General features: G+C 63.8%; 14 protein-coding genes. 11 read left to right on the top strand and 3 right to left on the bottom strand.

The window, feature by feature from the left end:
- Window positions 1–119 precede the first annotated feature (119 nt).
- The 5 genes from AC30NL_RS10380 (at window position 120) to AC30NL_RS10400 (ending at window position 7207) form a co-directional block, all read left to right on the top strand.
- A complete protein-coding gene (locus AC30NL_RS10380; RefSeq protein ID WP_489463923.1) occupies window positions 120–1712 on the top strand; it encodes a DUF4178 domain-containing protein in 1593 nt (530 codons plus the stop codon).
- Between the two features lie 38 nt (window positions 1713–1750).
- Window positions 1751–1975, top strand: coding sequence for a DUF350 domain-containing protein (locus tag AC30NL_RS10385; RefSeq protein WP_489463924.1), 225 nt, complete (start codon window positions 1751–1753; stop codon window positions 1973–1975).
- Window positions 1976–2270: 295 nt separating this feature from the next.
- Window positions 2271–3842, top strand: a complete 1572-nt coding sequence (locus tag AC30NL_RS10390) for a polyamine aminopropyltransferase (RefSeq protein WP_489463925.1) — start codon at window positions 2271–2273, stop codon at window positions 3840–3842.
- Entirely contained in the window at window positions 3842–5647 is a 1806-nt protein-coding gene (locus AC30NL_RS10395) for a flavin monoamine oxidase family protein (RefSeq protein ID WP_489463926.1), read from the top strand. Before AC30NL_RS10390 ends, AC30NL_RS10395 begins: the two co-directional genes overlap by 1 nt.
- Before the next feature lie 96 nt (window positions 5648–5743).
- Window positions 5744–7207, top strand: a complete 1464-nt coding sequence (locus AC30NL_RS10400) for a carboxypeptidase-like regulatory domain-containing protein (RefSeq protein ID WP_489463927.1) — start codon at window positions 5744–5746, stop codon at window positions 7205–7207.
- 101 nt (window positions 7208–7308) lie between these two features.
- Here AC30NL_RS10400 and AC30NL_RS10405 read toward each other — a convergent pair whose 3' ends face one another.
- Together AC30NL_RS10405 and AC30NL_RS10410 are read right to left on the bottom strand one after the other, a co-directional pair.
- Window positions 7309–8730, bottom strand: a complete 1422-nt coding sequence (locus tag AC30NL_RS10405) for an aminopeptidase P N-terminal domain-containing protein (RefSeq protein ID WP_489463928.1) — start codon at window positions 8728–8730, stop codon at window positions 7309–7311.
- 186 nt (window positions 8731–8916) lie between these two features.
- Entirely contained in the window at window positions 8917–9660 is a 744-nt protein-coding gene (locus AC30NL_RS10410) for a hypothetical protein (RefSeq protein ID WP_489463929.1), read from the bottom strand.
- A gap of 191 nt (window positions 9661–9851) precedes the next feature.
- Between AC30NL_RS10410 and AC30NL_RS10415 the strand changes: the two genes are divergently transcribed.
- The 6 genes from AC30NL_RS10415 to AC30NL_RS10440 all read left to right on the top strand — a co-directional run bounded on the left by AC30NL_RS10415 (window position 9852) and on the right by AC30NL_RS10440 (window position 16077).
- Window positions 9852–10829 carry a potassium channel beta subunit family protein gene (locus AC30NL_RS10415; protein ID WP_489463930.1) on the top strand — a complete coding sequence of 326 codons (978 nt, stop codon included), beginning with the start codon at window positions 9852–9854 and terminating at the stop codon, window positions 10827–10829.
- A gap of 115 nt (window positions 10830–10944) precedes the next feature.
- A complete protein-coding gene (locus AC30NL_RS10420) occupies window positions 10945–11451 on the top strand; it encodes a GNAT family N-acetyltransferase (protein ID WP_489463931.1) in 507 nt (168 codons plus the stop codon).
- 40 nt (window positions 11452–11491) lie between these two features.
- Entirely contained in the window at window positions 11492–12760 is a 1269-nt protein-coding gene (locus AC30NL_RS10425; protein WP_489463932.1) for a GTP cyclohydrolase II, read from the top strand.
- Window positions 12753–14039, top strand: a complete 1287-nt coding sequence (locus tag AC30NL_RS10430) for a URC4/urg3 family protein (protein WP_489463933.1) — start codon at window positions 12753–12755, stop codon at window positions 14037–14039. The genes AC30NL_RS10425 and AC30NL_RS10430 overlap by 8 nt, the downstream gene beginning before the upstream one ends.
- Before the next feature lie 126 nt (window positions 14040–14165).
- Window positions 14166–14798, top strand: a complete 633-nt coding sequence (gene upp / locus AC30NL_RS10435) for a uracil phosphoribosyltransferase (RefSeq protein WP_489463934.1) — start codon at window positions 14166–14168, stop codon at window positions 14796–14798.
- A gap of 4 nt (window positions 14799–14802) precedes the next feature.
- On the top strand, window positions 14803–16077 hold the full coding sequence (locus AC30NL_RS10440) for an amidohydrolase family protein (RefSeq protein WP_489463935.1): 1275 nt from the start codon (window positions 14803–14805) through the stop codon (window positions 16075–16077).
- A 240-nt stretch (window positions 16078–16317) separates the two neighbouring features.
- Here AC30NL_RS10440 and AC30NL_RS10445 read toward each other — a convergent pair whose 3' ends face one another.
- The gene (locus AC30NL_RS10445; protein ID WP_489463936.1) at window positions 16318–16566 is read right to left on the bottom strand and encodes a hypothetical protein; all 249 of its coding nucleotides are present in this window, start codon (window positions 16564–16566) and stop codon (window positions 16318–16320) included.
- Window positions 16567–16807 lie beyond the last annotated feature (241 nt).

Genomic DNA, 16807 nt, shown 5'->3' on the forward strand with positions numbered 1-16807 from the left:
CAAATGCTCGCCATAGCCCGGGCTATGGCTGCGCTTTGCGCCTAGATCAGGCGCCTTTTGACGTGCTGCTCGGGCACGCTCGAAAAACTCTCAGCCTCTGACCGTCGCGTCAACGCTACTTGGCAACTGAACCCACTTCGCAGCGGGTCTATCGCGCTGCGTGCCCGAATTGCGGCGCGCCGGTCGAGTTTCGATCGGCGGCATCGGCATTTGCCGTCTGCAGCTTCTGCCGCAGCACCATCGTTCGCGAAGGCGACACGCTTCGCAAGACCGGCGAGAGCGCAGAACTTTTCGACGACCACTCGCCCTTGCAACTCGGTGCGGGCGGCAAGTACCAGGGCGCGGGCTTCACGCTCGTCGGGCGGCTGCAGTACCGCTACAACGAAGGCACGTGGAACGAGTGGCACGCGCTCTTCGACAACGGGCGCAGCGGCTGGCTGTCAGAGGACAACGGCCGCTATGTGATGGCCTTCGACGCGCCGCTCGCACAGTCGGCGCCGGCAGCGACGAGCCTGCGCGTCGGCACGCAGCAGATCGTCAACGGGCAGAGTTTTAACGTCGCGTCTGTCACGGTTGCAAAGCTGATTGCAGCGCAAGGCGAGCTGCCGCATCCGCCTGAAACGCAGCGCGGATTCGTGGTCGCCGACTTGCGCAGCGCCCGTGGCGAAGTCGGCACGCTCGATTACAGCAATGCCCAGGCGCCGATCTGGTCGGTGGGCCTGCCGGTTGCGATCAGCGAGCTTGCGATGAGCGGCCTGGCCGAGTCGACCGAGAAGACGCTGAAGGCGCGCAGCATCGAGTGCCCGAGCTGCGGCACTTCGCTTGAAGTGACTCTCGCCACCACGCAGTCCATCGTGTGCCACCAGTGCCACGCCGTGGTCGACGTGTCCCAGGGGGTCGGCGGAGAACTCAGGCACTACACACAGGAAAACGGATCGCAGCCGCAGCTTCCGCTTGGCAGCGTGGGGACATTCACGCTGACCCGCAGCAAGGCATTGCCATGGCAGGTGGTGGGCTATGTCGAGCGATGCGAGGTGCCCGGCGGGTCGGACGACGAGCAAAGTTTCTGGCGTGAATATCTGCTCTACAACCGCACGGAAGGCTTTGCCTTCCTGGTCGACGCGGAAGACGGCTGGAGCTGGACGGCCCCGATAACAGGGGTGCCGCAAACCGCGGGCCATCAAGTCAAGCACGAGGGCGTGAGCTTCCGCAAGCTCTACAGCTACACCGGGCAGATCACGTACGTGCTGGGCGAGTTTTACTGGCAGCTCACACGCAATCAAAAAACCTGGAACACCGACTACGTCGGCACCGGCGGCGACAGCAAGAAGCGGCTGAACCGCGAGATGACCGGCAGCGCACAGACGCAGGAAATCGTCTGGTCGGGCGGCGAGACGCTGAGTGCCGACGAGGTGGTGAAAGCCTTCCGGCTCGCGCCGGAACAGCGCGCCGCATTGCAGCGCGATGCGACACCGACGGCCACGTCCGCATCCACGCGGGTCAAGGTCTTCGTGGTGGTCGCGATCGTCATCGTCATCCTGCTCATGGCGCGCTGCAGCGGCAGCGATCGGTCGAACTGCGACCAGCTTCGCAGCACCTACGGCGACACGTCCTCCGAGTATCAGAACTGCCTCTCGAACAGCGGAAGCGGCTCGCGCACGAGCGGCGGATCGTACGGCGGGTTTTCAAGCGGCGGCGGCGGCCACAAGTAGGCCGGCGCGTCATTAACGCATTCACAAGGAGAACGCACATGATGGGCATCGAATGGCTGAAACCAGCCATCTTCTTCGGATCGATCCTGTACGCGATGATCGGCGTGCTGGTGTTCTGGATCTCCTTCCTCATCGTCGACAAGGTCACGCCCTACGACCTCTGGAGCGAGATCGTGGAGAAGAAGAACGTCGCTCTCGCCATCGTCGTCGGCGCGATGTGCATCGCCATCGGGCTGATCGTGTCCGCCGCCATTCACGGGTAGTGGGCGATGTGGCGCTGGATTTCAGTCATCGGGCTGGTCGTCGCCGCTGTCGCGGTTTGGACCGGACATTGGCTGGTCGGCCTGGTGGTGTTGGCGGTGGCGATCTGGCTGTGGTGGCTTGACACTCCGAATCGACAACGGCGAAGGGATCCCGGCTCTGGCTCATCGGGGTCCTTTTCGCAATCGCTTCCGAGCCTCTCGCCATCCCTCCCGAACTTCTCGCCATCGTTGCCGTCCATACCCTCATTGAATGTCGACCTCGATTGACGCGCGCAGCTCCATTCCCGGTCGAAGAATGACTGACGCGACCAACCCAGAAGTCGACAGCGCCAATTCTGCGCGGACCTGCGTTCGCCCAGCCGAAGTCGCGCTGCTCGCATCCGTCTTCGTCGTCGCCGCTTGCGGGTTGGTCTACGAACTGGCCGCCGGCGCGCTCGCGAGCGTGCTGCTCGGCGACTCGATCCTGCAGTTCTCTACCGTCATCGGCACCTACTTGTTCGCGATGGGTGTGGGCTCTTACCTGTCGCGCTTCTTCGAGCGGCAACTGGTCGCGCACTTTCTTCGTATCGAGCTGCTGGTCGGCCTCGTCGGCGGCCTGATGCCTGCGGCGCTCTTCGCGCTGCACACGCTCGCGCCACCGTCTTTCCGGTTTGCGTTGTACCTGCTGGTGCTCGCCGTGGGCGTGCTGGTGGGGCTCGAAATTCCACTTGTGATGGGCATCCTCAAGCGGCACTTCCGCGACCGCTATGCGTTCAAGGACCTGGTGTCTCAGGTGTTGACCTTCGACTACCTGGGCGCACTCGCCGTCGCGGTGGCGTTCCCGCTGGTGCTGGTGCCGCAACTCGGCTTGATCCGCACGGGCGTCTTCTTCGGGCTGCTCAACGCAGCCGTCGCGTTGTGGGCCTTGTGGCTCTTTCGCGGCGAGCTCAGGCACTTGAAGTCGCACACGGTGGCTTGTTTCGCAACGGTAGCGACGCTCGGCGTTGCGTTCTTGTCAGCAGACCGTGTGACGACCTGGGCCGAAGACAAGTTCTATGGCGACCACATCGTCTACAGCGAAACAAGCCCCTACCAACGCGTGATCGTGACGGCCAGCAAGGCAGGCGTGCGACTGTTTCTGAACGGCAACCTGCAGTTCAGCTCGCGCGACGAATACCGCTATCACGAAGCGCTGGTGCACCTCGCCATGTCAGCACATGGCGCGCCCAAGCACGTGCTGATTCTGGGCGGCGGCGATGGCATGGCGGCGCGCGAAGTGCTCAAGTATCCGAGCGTCGAGGACGTGACGCTGGTGGAACTCGACCCGCACATGACACGGCTCTTTTCGCAGGAGCCCATGCTCACGCAGCTCAACGCCGATTCGCTGCGCTCGCCGAAGATGCGAATCGTGAATGCCGATGCGTTCTCATGGCTCGAACAGAACGCGAGGCACTTCGACGTCATCGTGGTCGACTTCCCCGACCCGACCAATTTTTCCATCGGCAAGCTCTACACGACGAGCTTTTATCAACTGGTGGACGAGCATCTCAGTGCAGGCGGATTCGCCGTGGTGCAGACGACCTCGCCGCTGATCGCGCGCAAGAGCTACTGGACAGTGGCCGCGACGCTCGAAGCCATTGGTTTGACGACCGCGCCGTATCACGCGCATGTGCCGAGCTTTGGCGAGTGGGGTTTCATCCTCGCGAGCCGGCGGCCGTTTCAGTTGCCGCGCACGTTGCCGGATGGGTTGCGCTTTCTGAACGTGGCAGGTCTGCCGTCCTTGTTTGATTTTCCGCCGGACATGTCACGCGTGGCAGCCGAGCCGAATCGCCTGTCGAACCAGGTGCTGGTGCAGACCTTCGAGCAAGAGTGGGGCAAGGTGCACTAGTGTCGCGTCAAGCCACAAGTGTCGGCTGCTCGCTTGCTCTCGAAGCGCATTGCGGCGTTGCGCCTCCTCGCCATAGCGACGGCCATGACTCGTCGGCGCGCCTTGCACTGCGCTGCGACAGCGGCGCGATCAACCGACACTTGTGGCTTGACGCGACACCAGTGGATGCCGCCCGGCGTGCACTGCTGCTGGCCGCTGCCGCCGTGCCGCTGGCCGCTTGCTCGCAGCGAGCGGCCGATTACACCGGTGGCTGGATCGGCGGCAACAACGAGCGCGGACATCGCTTGCGCGACACCAAGAGCGGGAACCTGCCCGCCCCCGCCGTGCAGCGAAGGGTCGGCGTGGCGATCGTGGGTGCAGGCGTGGCGGGACTCGCCTGCGCGCGAATGCTCGCAAAGCGCGGCGTCGACGACGTGCATCTCTTTGATCTCGAAGATGCGGCCGGCGGCAACAGCCGCGGGCATCGCATCGCCGGCATGGCCTGCCAGCTCGGTGCTCACTACCTGCCGGTGCCAGGCAAGCACGCGACGGAAGTCGCGCAACTGCTCGAAGAGCTGGGGTTGCAACGAACGGTCAACGGTCAGCCTGTGTACAACGAAGAGCATCTCTGCCACAGCCCTCAGGAGCGCCTCTTCATCGACGGCCATTGGCACGACGGACTGCTGCCGCCCGTCGATGCTCTGCCCGTCGTCGATCGCGCGACGACACTGGCGCAGTACCGGCGCTTCGCGCAGCTGGTGACAGACGCGAGCCGCGGCGATGCCTTCACCATGCCCACTTGGCGGTCGGCATGGCGAGCAGAACACGATGCGCTTGACGCGCAGACGTTCGCACAGTGGCTTGATTCGCAACAACTCACTGCGCCAGCCTTGCACTGGTACCTCGACTACTGCTGCCGCGACGACTACTGCGGCGGGGCGCAAGAAGTGTCTGCATGGGCAGGCCTGCACTACTTCGCGAGTCGCCATGGCTTTCATGCACCGGGAATGGCGCAGGACGAACGCGATGGCGTGCTCACCTGGCCCGAAGGCAATGCGTGGATCGCGTCGCGCCTCGCAGCGCCGTTGCAGGATCGCATCCACACCGGCATGGTGGCGCTGCGAGTGCAAGAAGGGCGTGGCGGCGTCGATGTCGATGCATGGAATGCCAAGGAGTCCCGCGTCGAGCGATGGACCGCGAAGCAAGTCGTCTTGGCGGTGCCGGTCTTCATCGCTGCGCGAATGCTCGAATCGCCGTCATCAGCGCTGACCCATGCAGCCTCTCGCATGCGATATGCGCCGTGGATGGTCGCGAACCTGCACCTCGACGAAGCACTCGACGACCGGCCCGGCGCGCCGCTCTCCTGGGACAACGTGCTCTACGGTAGCGAGAGCCTGGGCTACGTCGACGCAATGCATCAGAGCACGCGGCCGTATCCCGGGCCGACGGTGCTGAGTTCGTACTGGGCCTGGGGCGCAGCACCCGCACATCGGCAATCCCTGCTCCAGGAAGGCTGGTTCACACGCGCGGCGCGGGTGGTGCAGGAGCTCTCGAAGGCGCATCCGGACCTGCCGTCCAAAGTCCGGCAGATCGACCTGATGCGCTACGGTCACGCGATGAGCATTCCGGTTCCTGGGATGCGCAGCAGTGCATCTTTGAGGGCCCTGTCGCAAGTCCGAGGACGTGTCGTGTTCGCGCACAGCGACCTGTCTGCCTACTCGGTGTTCGAGGAAGCGTACTTCCACGGCGTGCGTGCGGCGCGTGACATTCTGGATGGCGAGCGGCGGGACCGCGGGTGGAAAGTGCCCTCCGGAGTCACCCCCTGATGGGGGATCGCCTGCACGGCATGAGTGTCCCTAGGATGCACCCCGCGCTCAGCCTCTCAGTTCAGCGCAGGTCAAATCCAACAGGGAGTTCTCTCGATGAAACGTTTCAAAATGTGGCCCGCCGCGGCCTCGCTTGCGCTCGCTTCGCTGCTGTCAGCTTGTGGCGGGGGCAACGACTCCACGCCGCCGCCGGTTCCCACACCCGTCACAATCGCGACCGTCTCGGGCACCGTGCGTGATGCATCCGGTGCCGTCGCCCCGGGTGTTCACGTGACGTTCGGCACTCAAACCGCTGACACCGACGCCTCCGGCACTTATTCGCTCAACGTTCCGAGCACGTCCACCGAAACGGTGCTGTCCTTCGCCAAGACCGGATACGCCGGGCAAACGCGCAAGGCACAGTCGGTGTCTGTGGTCGCGCTGCAGGCGGTGGACGCAACGCTTACGCCGATCGATGCGAGCAGCAGCTTCAATCCTGCCGCGGTCGCTACGCTCAGCGTGCCTGGCTCTAGCGCACAAGTCACGCTGTCGGCGGGTTCGCTTGTACGATCAAACGGCAGCGCTCCGACAGGGCCCGCCACGGCAGAGTTGACAGTCATCGACGCGAGCAAAGACTCGTCAGTCATGCCCGGCAACTACCTGACTGGCGCTGGCGCGATGATCGAGTCCAATGGCGCACTGCAGGTGAATCTGTTCGATGCCGATGGAGCAACGCTCAATCTGGCGGAGGGCAAGACGGCCACCATCCGCATCCCCGCTGTGTCTCGCGGCGGAATGCCGCTGCCGACGACCATCCCCCTCTTCTATTTCGACGACACCACCGGCGTGTGGGTTCAGGAAGGCAGCGCCGCATTGCAAGGCACCGCGCCGAGCCAGTACTACGAAGGCGCGGTCAGTCATTTCACAGTCTGGAACGCGGATCGAATCGTCGACGTTGTGTACATCAACGGTTGCGTGCAGGAGTCCGGCGGCGCACGCGTTGCAAAGGCAATGGTGGTCGGTTCCGGTGTCGACTACATCGGTTCGAGCGTGGCAATCACGGATGCCACCGGCGCCTTCCGCATCGCCGTGAAGAAAAGCGCGACGACGCGCCTCTACGGCCAGAGCCTGCTGCCGTATCGCTACGGCCCGACCATGGATGTTCCCGCCGGCGCGACCGACGTCACGATGCCGAACTGCCTGGTGCTGACGACTGACGGTGTCGCCCCCGCCTTGGTCTTCCCGCCTGTCCCTCCGGGCCCGACACCCGTGGGCGACTACGCCGGCAGCTACAGCGGCACCTTTTCAGGGGCGGAGTCCGGCACTTTCGCTGTGACCTTGACGACAGCAGGCGTCGTGGTCGGCTCCGGTCACTCGGCCACCTACAACTTCGATTTTCTGGTCAACGGCAATGTCTCCGCGGGCGGCAGCATCTCGCTCAACGCGACGGCCGGCACGGCAGGAGCCTCTGTATTCACAGGGTCGATCAATGTCACCACCGGAGCGGTCACCGGCACGTGGCGATACTCGACGACGCCTTCAGGGACAAACAACGGAACATTCACAGGAACGCGCGGCTAGCGAGAAGATGCGGCGGTGAACGCCGCATCCATCAAAACAAAGAGCAAAGAGCCGACCTGAAGGTTGGCTCTCTGGTCTTCCTGTCTTCCGCGTCACGCGCATCAGTTTCGCATCAAAGCCTCGATCTCGGCCGCCTCGACCGGCACGCCGCGCGAGATCAACTCGCAGCCATCGGCCGTGACGATTGCATCGTCTTCGATGCGGATGCCAATGTTCCAGAAGCGCTCGGGCACGCCCTCGGCGGGTCGAACGTAGATGCCGGGTTCGATGGTCACCGCCATGCCCGGCTGCAACAGGCGAGATGGCTTTTTCACGACCATTCCGCCCCTGCCGTCGCAGTGTTCGAGAGGCGCTTCGCCGAGCGAGAGGTATTCACCAACGTCGTGAACATCGCGGCCGAGCCAGTGGCCGGTTCCGTGCATGTAGAACTGTCGATAGGCGGCACTGCGAATCACAGCATCGACGTCGCCGACCTTGTCGCGATCGAGCAGTCCGCAATCGAGCATGCCCTGCGAAAGCACGCGCACCGCGGCCTTGTGGGCGTCGCGCTGACGGGCGCCCGGCTTGGTTGCCGCGATGGCCTCCTTTTGCGCCGCGAGCACGATTTCGTACAGCTCGCGCTGCGCCGGGCTGAACCGACCGTCCGCAGGAAAGGTGCGCGTCACGTCACTCGCATAGCCCTCGAATTCACAGCCCGCATCGATCAGGCACAGCTCTCCGGGGCGCAGCAGCGCATTGCTCGCCGCGTAGTGCAGGACGCAGGCATTCGCACCTGCGGCGACGATGCTTGTGTAGGCCGGGCTTTGCGCCCCGTGGCGGCGAAATTCATGCAGCAACTCGGCCTCGATCTCGTATTCGCGCACGCCCGCCGCGCCGCTTCGTAGACGCTCGGCACAAAAGCGCATCGCACGCGCATGCGCGCCAGCCGTAATCTGCGCTGCGTGACGCATGGTGGCGATCTCCACCTCGTCCTTCACGAGGCGCATTTCGTTGAGCAGCAGGTTGATATCTCGCTGCGACGAAGGGCATTCGACGCCCTCGCGGGCGCGGCCTCGCACTGTCGTGAACCAGGCTTCGACCTGCATGGGCAAAGTCGGATGGATGCCGAACGGAAACCATACGGCCTCTCGATTGGCAAGCAACTCGGGCAGCTTCGCATCGAGTTCGCGGACGGGATACGCCTCGTCGACGCCCAGCACCGCGGGTGCTGCCTCGGGTCCAAGGCGAAAACCGTCCCAGATCTCGCGCTCCACATCCTTCTCGCGGCAAAAGAGCGTGCTGCGACCGTCGCTCGAAAGAACGAGCCATGCCTGGGGCTCGCAGAACCCGGTGAGATGATGGAAGTGACTGTCGTAGCGATACGGAAAATCGCTGTCGCCGTTGCGCTGCCGCTCGGGCGCGGTCGGGATGATCGCGATGCCGCCTCCCTGCTTCGCCATTGCGGCGGCGATACGGGAGCGCCGTTGCAGATGGATCGCGTGGACCGAGGGGGAAGCCGGAAGGTCGTTGAGCAGCGCGTTCATCGATTGATTCTCCCATCGTGTGCCGGATCGGTGCGCCCCTAGTGTCGCGTCAAGCCACAAGTGTCGGTTGATCGCGCCGCTGTCGGAGCGCAACGCCGCAATGCGCTTCGAGAGCAGGCGAGCAGCCGGCATTTGTGGCTTGACGAGACGCTCGACGAACGTCCAATCCGAAGCGATCTCGGGTCGTCAATGTGTAGGTCGCTTTTGCACTGCAGTAATCCGCAGCTTGGCGAGTTCGCGCTGCAACTCGTCGTCTGCCGCGCTCGGCATCCCTGGCGGCGTATGGGACGGCAGGTCGAGTTGCGACCTCAGGACGCGCCGCTCGCGCTGGGTTTCCTGGTCGCGCATCTGCTGCAGGCGCATGTGCAGATAGTTGCCGACCGACTCGACCGATGCGAGCCCATTGTGGCCATCGGTCTTGGGCAGGGCGATCACGCGTTTGTCGGACATACGCACCTGCAACCGGACAAGGCGGTTTTCCCTGCCATGCCTGAGGGTGAATCCGCGAACTTCGGTTTCTTCGACGCTGCCGTCGCGCACGTTCTCGAGCGCCACTTGATGGACCTTGCCACGAAAGCCACGCTGGAACCACAAGTAGTGGGCGCTGACCGCCACGCGTTCCCACCAGAGCACGTCGAGCACAATGACGGCACCCACGCAGAGAAAGCCGGCCACCCACCATAGGCCGCCCGCAGCCAGCGCCGCCAGCCAGGGCAGGCCGGCAAGCGCCGCCGCCGCAGCCACTAGCATCATGGGCTTGTCGGCTGTGTGGTAAACCTTCCGCTCATACGAAGCGGCCTCGGGCTCGCCGCTGGCCAATGGCGCCCAGGCCCACAGGACCACCTTCACACCCTTGGCGACAAGGAAATGCGCAACCAAGCCAAAGGCCAGGGCGAAGGGGAGTGCAAAAACGATCTGGTACGGCTTCACTCGCACACGATAGCCAAGGTGGCCCAGAGTGAAAAGCCAATAAATCCCTGTTATCTGTGCGGTGTCTTGCCGAACGGTGCAACGTGGCCGCTGAACGGTTGTGAGTCTGTGGCTAAGGACATGGCCCGAAATAAGTTGTTTCGGGCCATGTCCTAAGATGCCAAACAGATTCCGTTCCAACGCCAAAGACCATGAACTACCGACGTCTCGGCCGCAGCGGCCTGAAGGTGAGCGAACTGTCGCTCGGATCGTGGGTGACGTATCACAACCAGGTCCACGAGGGTGCCGCAAAGGAGATGATGGCCGCCGCCTATGACGCGGGCGTCAACTTCTTCGACAACGCCGAAGCCTATGCCGGTGGCAAGAGCGAAGAGCTGATGGGCGCGGCGATCCGCGCGCTCAAATGGCCGCGCCTGAACTACGTCGTCTCAACCAAGTTCTTCTGGGGACTCGATCGCGAGGGTGATGCAGTCAACCGCAAGGACACGCTCAACCGCAAGTACCTGTCGCAAGCCATTGATGGCTCGCTCAAGCGCTTTGGGCTCGATTTCATCGATCTCGTGTTCTGCCACCGGCCTGACCCACAGACGCCCCTTGAGGAAACCGTCTGGGCCATGAGCGACATGATTACCCGGGGCAAGGCCTTGTACTGGGGGACGAGTGAGTGGAGCGCCGCCGACATCCGCGCTGCCTGGGACATCGCAGACCGCCATCATCTGCACAAACCGGTGACGGAGCAGCCGCAATACCACCTCTTCCACCGCAAGCGTGTAGAGGAAGAGTACGCGCGGCTCTACGAAGACATCGGCCTGGGGCTCACCACCTGGAGCCCGTTGGCGAGCGGCCTGCTGACGGGCAAATACAAGAACGGCATTCCGAGCGACAGCCGAGGCGCGATGAAGAGCATGGGATTCCTGGAAAAGGGACTGACCGACGACCTGAAGAATGCGGCCGTCGCCAAGCTCGAAGGCGTCGCGGCCGAACTCGGCTGCAACGTCTCGCAACTCGCCATTGCCTGGGTGGCGAAGAATCCGCATGTCAGCACCGTGATCACGGGCGCGTCGAAGATCAGCCAGTTGCAGAGCAATCTCGGCGCAGAGGCGGTGGTTCCAAAGCTGACGCCGGAGGTGCTGGCGCGCATGGACGAGGTGACGCTGGCGCTGGCTTGAGAGGCTGAGAGTTTTTCGAGCGGGCATGATCGAAAAACTCTCAGCCTCTGAGCCTGCCTCTGAGCCCTCTGGCGGCATTGGTGCCGACCTTCATCGGGCTACGAATTCGTTTCGCATGACGACTCACATTCGCAAGCTTTCGCCACCCGATGCCAAAGCCTTCCAGGCCCTTCGCCTGGAGGCACTTCGCACCGACCCTGTCGCCTTCGCCTCCAGCTACGAGGAAGAGCGTGACTTGTCGCTTGAGAAGGTCGCCGAGCGGCTCGTCCCCACGGACGACCGCGCGATCGTCGGCGCCTTCGACTGCGGTGAACTCGTCGGCCTGGCGGCTTGGCACCGCGAAGAGATGTTGAAGCTCGCCCACAAGGGCTTCGTCTGGGGCGTTTTCGTCAGGGACTCCCACCGCGGCCGGGGCCTGGCTCGGCGCCTGATCGAAGCGGTGATCGCGCTCGCCAGGCGCTGCGACGGCATCCTGCTGCTCAACCTCACCGCCTACGCCAACAACCAGCCGGCCATTGCCCTCTATGAGTCGCTGGGCTTCGTGGTGTACGGCCGCGAAACTGCCGCAATTTGCATTGACGGCACTTTGCACGATGACGTGCACATGGCGCTGAGGCTATAGTCGGCCATCGATTCAGCGATTCGAGATCGGAGCACCGTTCATGGGTTCTGAGATCACCGGGTCACAGGGCGCACGTCACATCCGCCTCACGTCCCACCCAGGCCAGCAAGGCGCCACAGGCGCGCCTCCTATTCGCTGGGGTGCGCCCACGGCAGCCGAGCGCGGGCCGATCGTCGGCACCACCGTCAGTCGGGGCCAGCGCAACGTCATTGGCACCCATTCGGGCTCGTATGGCGTGTACCGGGCGCTCGCGGTGGCGGCGGGCAACCTCGTCAAAGGCCACCGCGCCGACCTCACCAACACTTCGCCCACTGACCTGATCGGTCCGTATTCGCAGTGGGGCGATGCGAGCAGGATGGTCTCCATCGACCCGTGGGGGGCGTCGGTTGCCGACGTGTTCTCGGACCACCTCGAGCAGGGCTACGACATCCGCCCGACCATCGCCGTGACCAAGGCGCACATCCACCTGCCCGAGGTGCGACAGGCCATTGCTTTCCAGCGCCTGTCGGTGGATGGCAAAGTGCTGCTGGAAGATGCGTCTGCGGCAGTGACCAAGATCGCGATCGAGCCGGTGTGGTGGCTGCCGGGCGTGGCAAAGCGATTCAACGTCAGCGAAGCGGACCTGCGGCGCGCCTTGTTCGAAGAGACTGGCGGCATGTATCCCGAGCTCGTCACGCGCAGTGACCTCGAGGTCTTCCTGCCGCCCATCGGCGGGCAAACGCTCTACATCATGGGCAACCCGCGCGATCTCGCCGACCCGAACGTGACGCTCACCGCCCGCGTGCACGACGAATGCAACGGATCGGACGTCTTCGGCTCCGACATCTGCACTTGCCGGCCCTACCTCACTCATGCGATCGAGGAGTGCATCAAGGGCGCGCAGGCGGGCGGCGTAGGGCTGATCGCCTACAGCCGCAAGGAAGGTCGCGCGCTCGGCGAGGTGACGAAGTTTCTTGTCTACAACGCACGCAAGCGGCAAGCGGGCGGCGACAGTGCGGACAAGTATTTCCTGCGCACTGAATGCGTGGCGGGCGTGCAGGACATGCGCTTCCAGGAACTGATGCCCGACGTGCTGCACTGGCTGGGCATTCAGAAGATCCATCGGCTGGTGTCGATGAGCAACGACAAGTTCGATGCGATCACGGGCAGTGGCATCGAGGTGGGCGAGCGCGTCAAGATTCCTGACGACCTTGTGCCGGCCGATGCGCGTGTCGAGATCGAAGCGAAGATCGCAGCAGGGTATTTCACCGACGGCAGCGTGCCGGATGAGGTGATGCTGGCTGCGGTGAAGGGGCGCGGCCTTGAATGACGATACCGATGTCGGTGCACTACACGAAGCGGTGCGCATTCTGCGATCGACAACGGCGGTGCGCGAGCGTTGCGCGTCGATTGCAGCGGCGGTCAGTGCGGGCTCGTCTGCGCACTTCGAGCTCAACCGGGCCGCATTGGACGCAGTGGCAAAACGGGTTGCCCGATTGACTCGCGAGCGATATCCGACGCTCGACATTCCATATCACAGCCGCTGGCGGCACTTCGAGGCGGGCGGGCTGGATCGCAAGTCGGAGCTGGACGAGCATTTGCTGGAGCGAAGCACGACGGCGGCGGCGCGCTCGCGAATCGATCTCACACTGATCAGTGTGTTGCTGGATGCGGGCGCTGGACCGGATTGGAAATACCGGGAAGCCGGCCGCAGTTTCAACCGCTCCGAAGGCCTGGCCGTCGCGAGCTTCCGCGCCTTCATGGCCGGCGGCTTTTCATCCGACGTCGGCGACCCCTACCGCGTCGACGCCGCAGCACTTCTCAAGATCAATGCCAAGACACTGGCAGACATCTTCCAGGTCAGCGACAGCAATCCGCTCGTCGGACTTGAAGGCCGCGCCGCACTCTTGCGCCGCCTTGGCGAAGCGCTTCGCGCTCAGCCCCAGATCTTCACCGCCATGGGCCAGCCCGGACACTTGTACGACGCGCTGACCTACCATGCCCATGCACCCAAGCTGCGCCATCACCGCCCCGCGGCTGCGTCGCAGCGGCACCATCACGTCAAGGCCTCGCGCATTCTCGCAAGCCTGCTCGACGCCTTCAGCGAGATCTGGCCGAGCGGGCAGTCGCTGGGCGATATACCCATGGGCGATGTGTGGCGGCATCGGCATGCCGGTGGCCACGGCGCAAGCGCCGGGCATGTGCCGTTTCACAAGCTGTCCCAGTGGCTTACCTACTCGCTGCTCGAACCTTTCGAATGGGCGGGCGTCGAGGTGACCGATCTCGACGAACTGACCGCCCTGCCTGAGTACCGCAATGGGGGGCTGCTGATCGATGCGGGCGTGATCGTTCCTCGCGCCAATGGCTTTGCATCGCGCGAGATGTCGCCGGGCGACGAATGGGTGATCGAATGGCGGGCCCTGACGGTGGCTCTCATCGACGAACTCGCTCCACTCGTGCGCAGCGAACTCGGCCTCACGGCAGAGCAGATGCCGCTGGCCCGCATCCTCGAAGGCGGAACCTGGGCAGCGGGGCGGCAGATCGCGAGCGAGTTGCGCAAGGATGGATCACCGCCGGTGCGAATCCGAAGCGATGGCACGGTGTTCTGATTGGGTGGATGAGCGCAGGCCAGTGCATCCTGCGCCTGTCGAAGGAGCCCACGCGGACAGACGAATTAGCTCGAATGACAACCGCGTGGGCACGCTTCGCTTTGCCCACCCTACGGAGATTAATCCTTGACAGCACCGGTCCATCACGTCACCCACCCGCTCATTCAACACAAGCTCACGCTGATGCGCCAGAAGGACCGCAGCACCAGCAGCTTCCGCCGCCTGCTCAATGAGATCAGCATGCTGATGGCCTACGAGGTCACGCGTGACATGCCAACGCAGATGATCGAAATCGAGACGCCGCTGGAAACGATGCTGGCGCCTGTCATCGATGGCAAGAAGACGGTGTTCGTGAGCATCATGCGGGCGGGCGCGGGCTTTCTCGACGGCATGCTCAACGTCGTGCCAGGCGCGCGCATCGGGCACGTCGGCCTTTACCGCGATCCGAAGACGCTGGTCGCAATCGAGTACTACTTCAAGATGCCGTCGGACATGCACGAACGCGATGCCATCGTGCTCGACCCGATGCTCGCCACCGGCAACTCCGCGGTGGCTGCGGTAGATCGGTTGAAGGAAACTCGGCCGAAGTCCATCCGCTTCGTCTGCCTGCTGGCCGCGCCCGAGGGCTTGGCCAACTTCCATCGCAACCATCCGGATGTGCCGGTGTACGTGGCCGCGATCGACCGCGAGCTCAACGAGCATGGCTACATCGTGCCGGGACTCGGTGACGCGGGCGATCGGATTTTCGGGACGAAGTGAGAGCATGAGCGTGCTTCTCCTTCGAAACGTATCGTTCACCGATGGCCGCACGGGCCTCGACGTTCTGGCGCAAGGAGGACGCATCGCGGCCATCGAGCCATCCTTGCCGGTGCCCGAAGGCGCGCAGGTGATCGAAGGCCAGGGCCACCTGCTGTCGCCGCCTTTCGTCGATGCGCATTTCCATATGGACGCAACGCTCTCCTACGGCCTGCCGCGTGTGAACGTCAGCGGCACGCTGCTCGAAGGCATCGCGCTGTGGGGCGAGTTGAAACCGCAGTTGACGCAGGAGGCGCTCGTCGAACGTGCGATGCGCCACTGCGATTGGGCGGTGGCCAAGGGGCTGCTCGCGATCCGATCGCATGTCGATGTATGCGACGACCGGCTGCTCGCGGTGGAGGCCTTGCTCCACGTCAAGCAACGCGTGAAGCCCTACATCGATCTGCAGCTCGTCGCCTTTCCGCAGGACGGTGTGCTGCGCTCGCCGACGGCGCTGGCAAATCTGAAGCGCGCCCTCGACAAGGGTGTCGACGTGGTCGGGGGCATTCCGCACTTCGAACGGACCATGGCCGAGGGCGCAGAGTCGGTGCGCGTGCTCTGTGAACTGGCGGCAGAGCGCGGCTTGATGATCGACATGCACTGCGACGAAAGCGACGATCCGATGTCTCGGCACATCGAGACGCTGGCGTTTCATACGCAGCGGCTCGGGTTGCATGGGCGGGCGACGGGATCGCACCTCACGTCCATGCATTCGATGGACAACTACTACGCCTCCAAGCTCATCCCGCTGGTCGCCGAGGCGCAGGTGAACGCAGTCGCGAACCCGCTCATCAACATCACGCTGCAAGGCCGTCACGACACCTATCCGAAACGCCGCGGCATGACGCGTGTGCCAGAGCTGATGGCGGCCGGCGTGAACGTAGCCTTCGGCCATGACTGCGTGATGGACCCCTGGTACTCGCTCGGCTCGGCCGACATGCTCGAAGTGGCGCACATGGGGCTGCATGTGGCGCAGATGACCTCGCAGATGCAGATGCGGGCCTGTTTCGATGCGGTGACGGTGAACAGTGCGCGAGTGCTGGGCTTGAAAGACTACGGAATCGAGGTGGGCTTGCCCGCGAACTTCGTGCTGCTGCAGGCACGCGATGCGATCGAGGCGATTCGCCTGCGGGCGACGCGGCTGGCGGTGGTGAGAAACGGCGAGGTGATCGCGAGAACGCCGGAGGCGACGGCGAGCATCGCTTTGCCTGGCCGGCCCGACTCGGTAGATTGGATGACGTAGACCCGATGCTATCGGGTCCAAGTTCAACGCATCGCCGCTGCGTTGCGAAAAAATGCAATGCGCTCTGCATCGGCCGGATGCGATGCGATCGCGATTCCGAGCCAAGAGCGATCGCGATGGCCCGGCTCGCGCGGCGCGGCCTTGTCGTCGATGGGCTTCGGCGTCTCGACCCCCCCTCCTTCGCCGCCACCTTGTCCGCATCTGGATCGGGCATTGCGAGAATCTCGATGAACCGAACCATCACCGTCGGCTCACGAGGAATACCAGACCCGCGATAAGCGCGGCACTTTCTGGCGCAGCATTCGGACTTCTCCCGCCCAATCCGCTGAACAGGCCGAGCGCCATCGCGATACCAAAAACGAGTGCAACGACGATGCTGGAGAGCATCGACACGCCGAAAGTCTTGAGGCACACGGCATAGAAAGATCCACGCGAGGACTTCAACTCGGTCTGCAATTGACCCAGCGAGTAGTACGTTGATTGAGTCATTGCCTTCCCTGTCCGCCGCTCAGGATTTGGCCCGGAATAAGTTCCCGTTTTGGGGGCGCTGGGCGGGATGCAATGCAAGGCACTCCGGCGCCATGTGGCGAGCCACACAAGTGAGGAGCAACGCCGCAGCGCGCCCGCCCAGCGCCCCCAAAACGGGAACTTATTCCGGGCCAAATCCTAAAGAATGGGCGGGGTCTTCTCGGCAAACTCTACCATCGTGCAAGGCGATCCCTTCGCTAGA

Source organism: Rhizobacter sp., assembly GCA_021153565.1.
In the GTDB taxonomy this organism is placed as follows: Bacteria; Pseudomonadota; Gammaproteobacteria; order Burkholderiales; family Burkholderiaceae_C; genus Albitalea.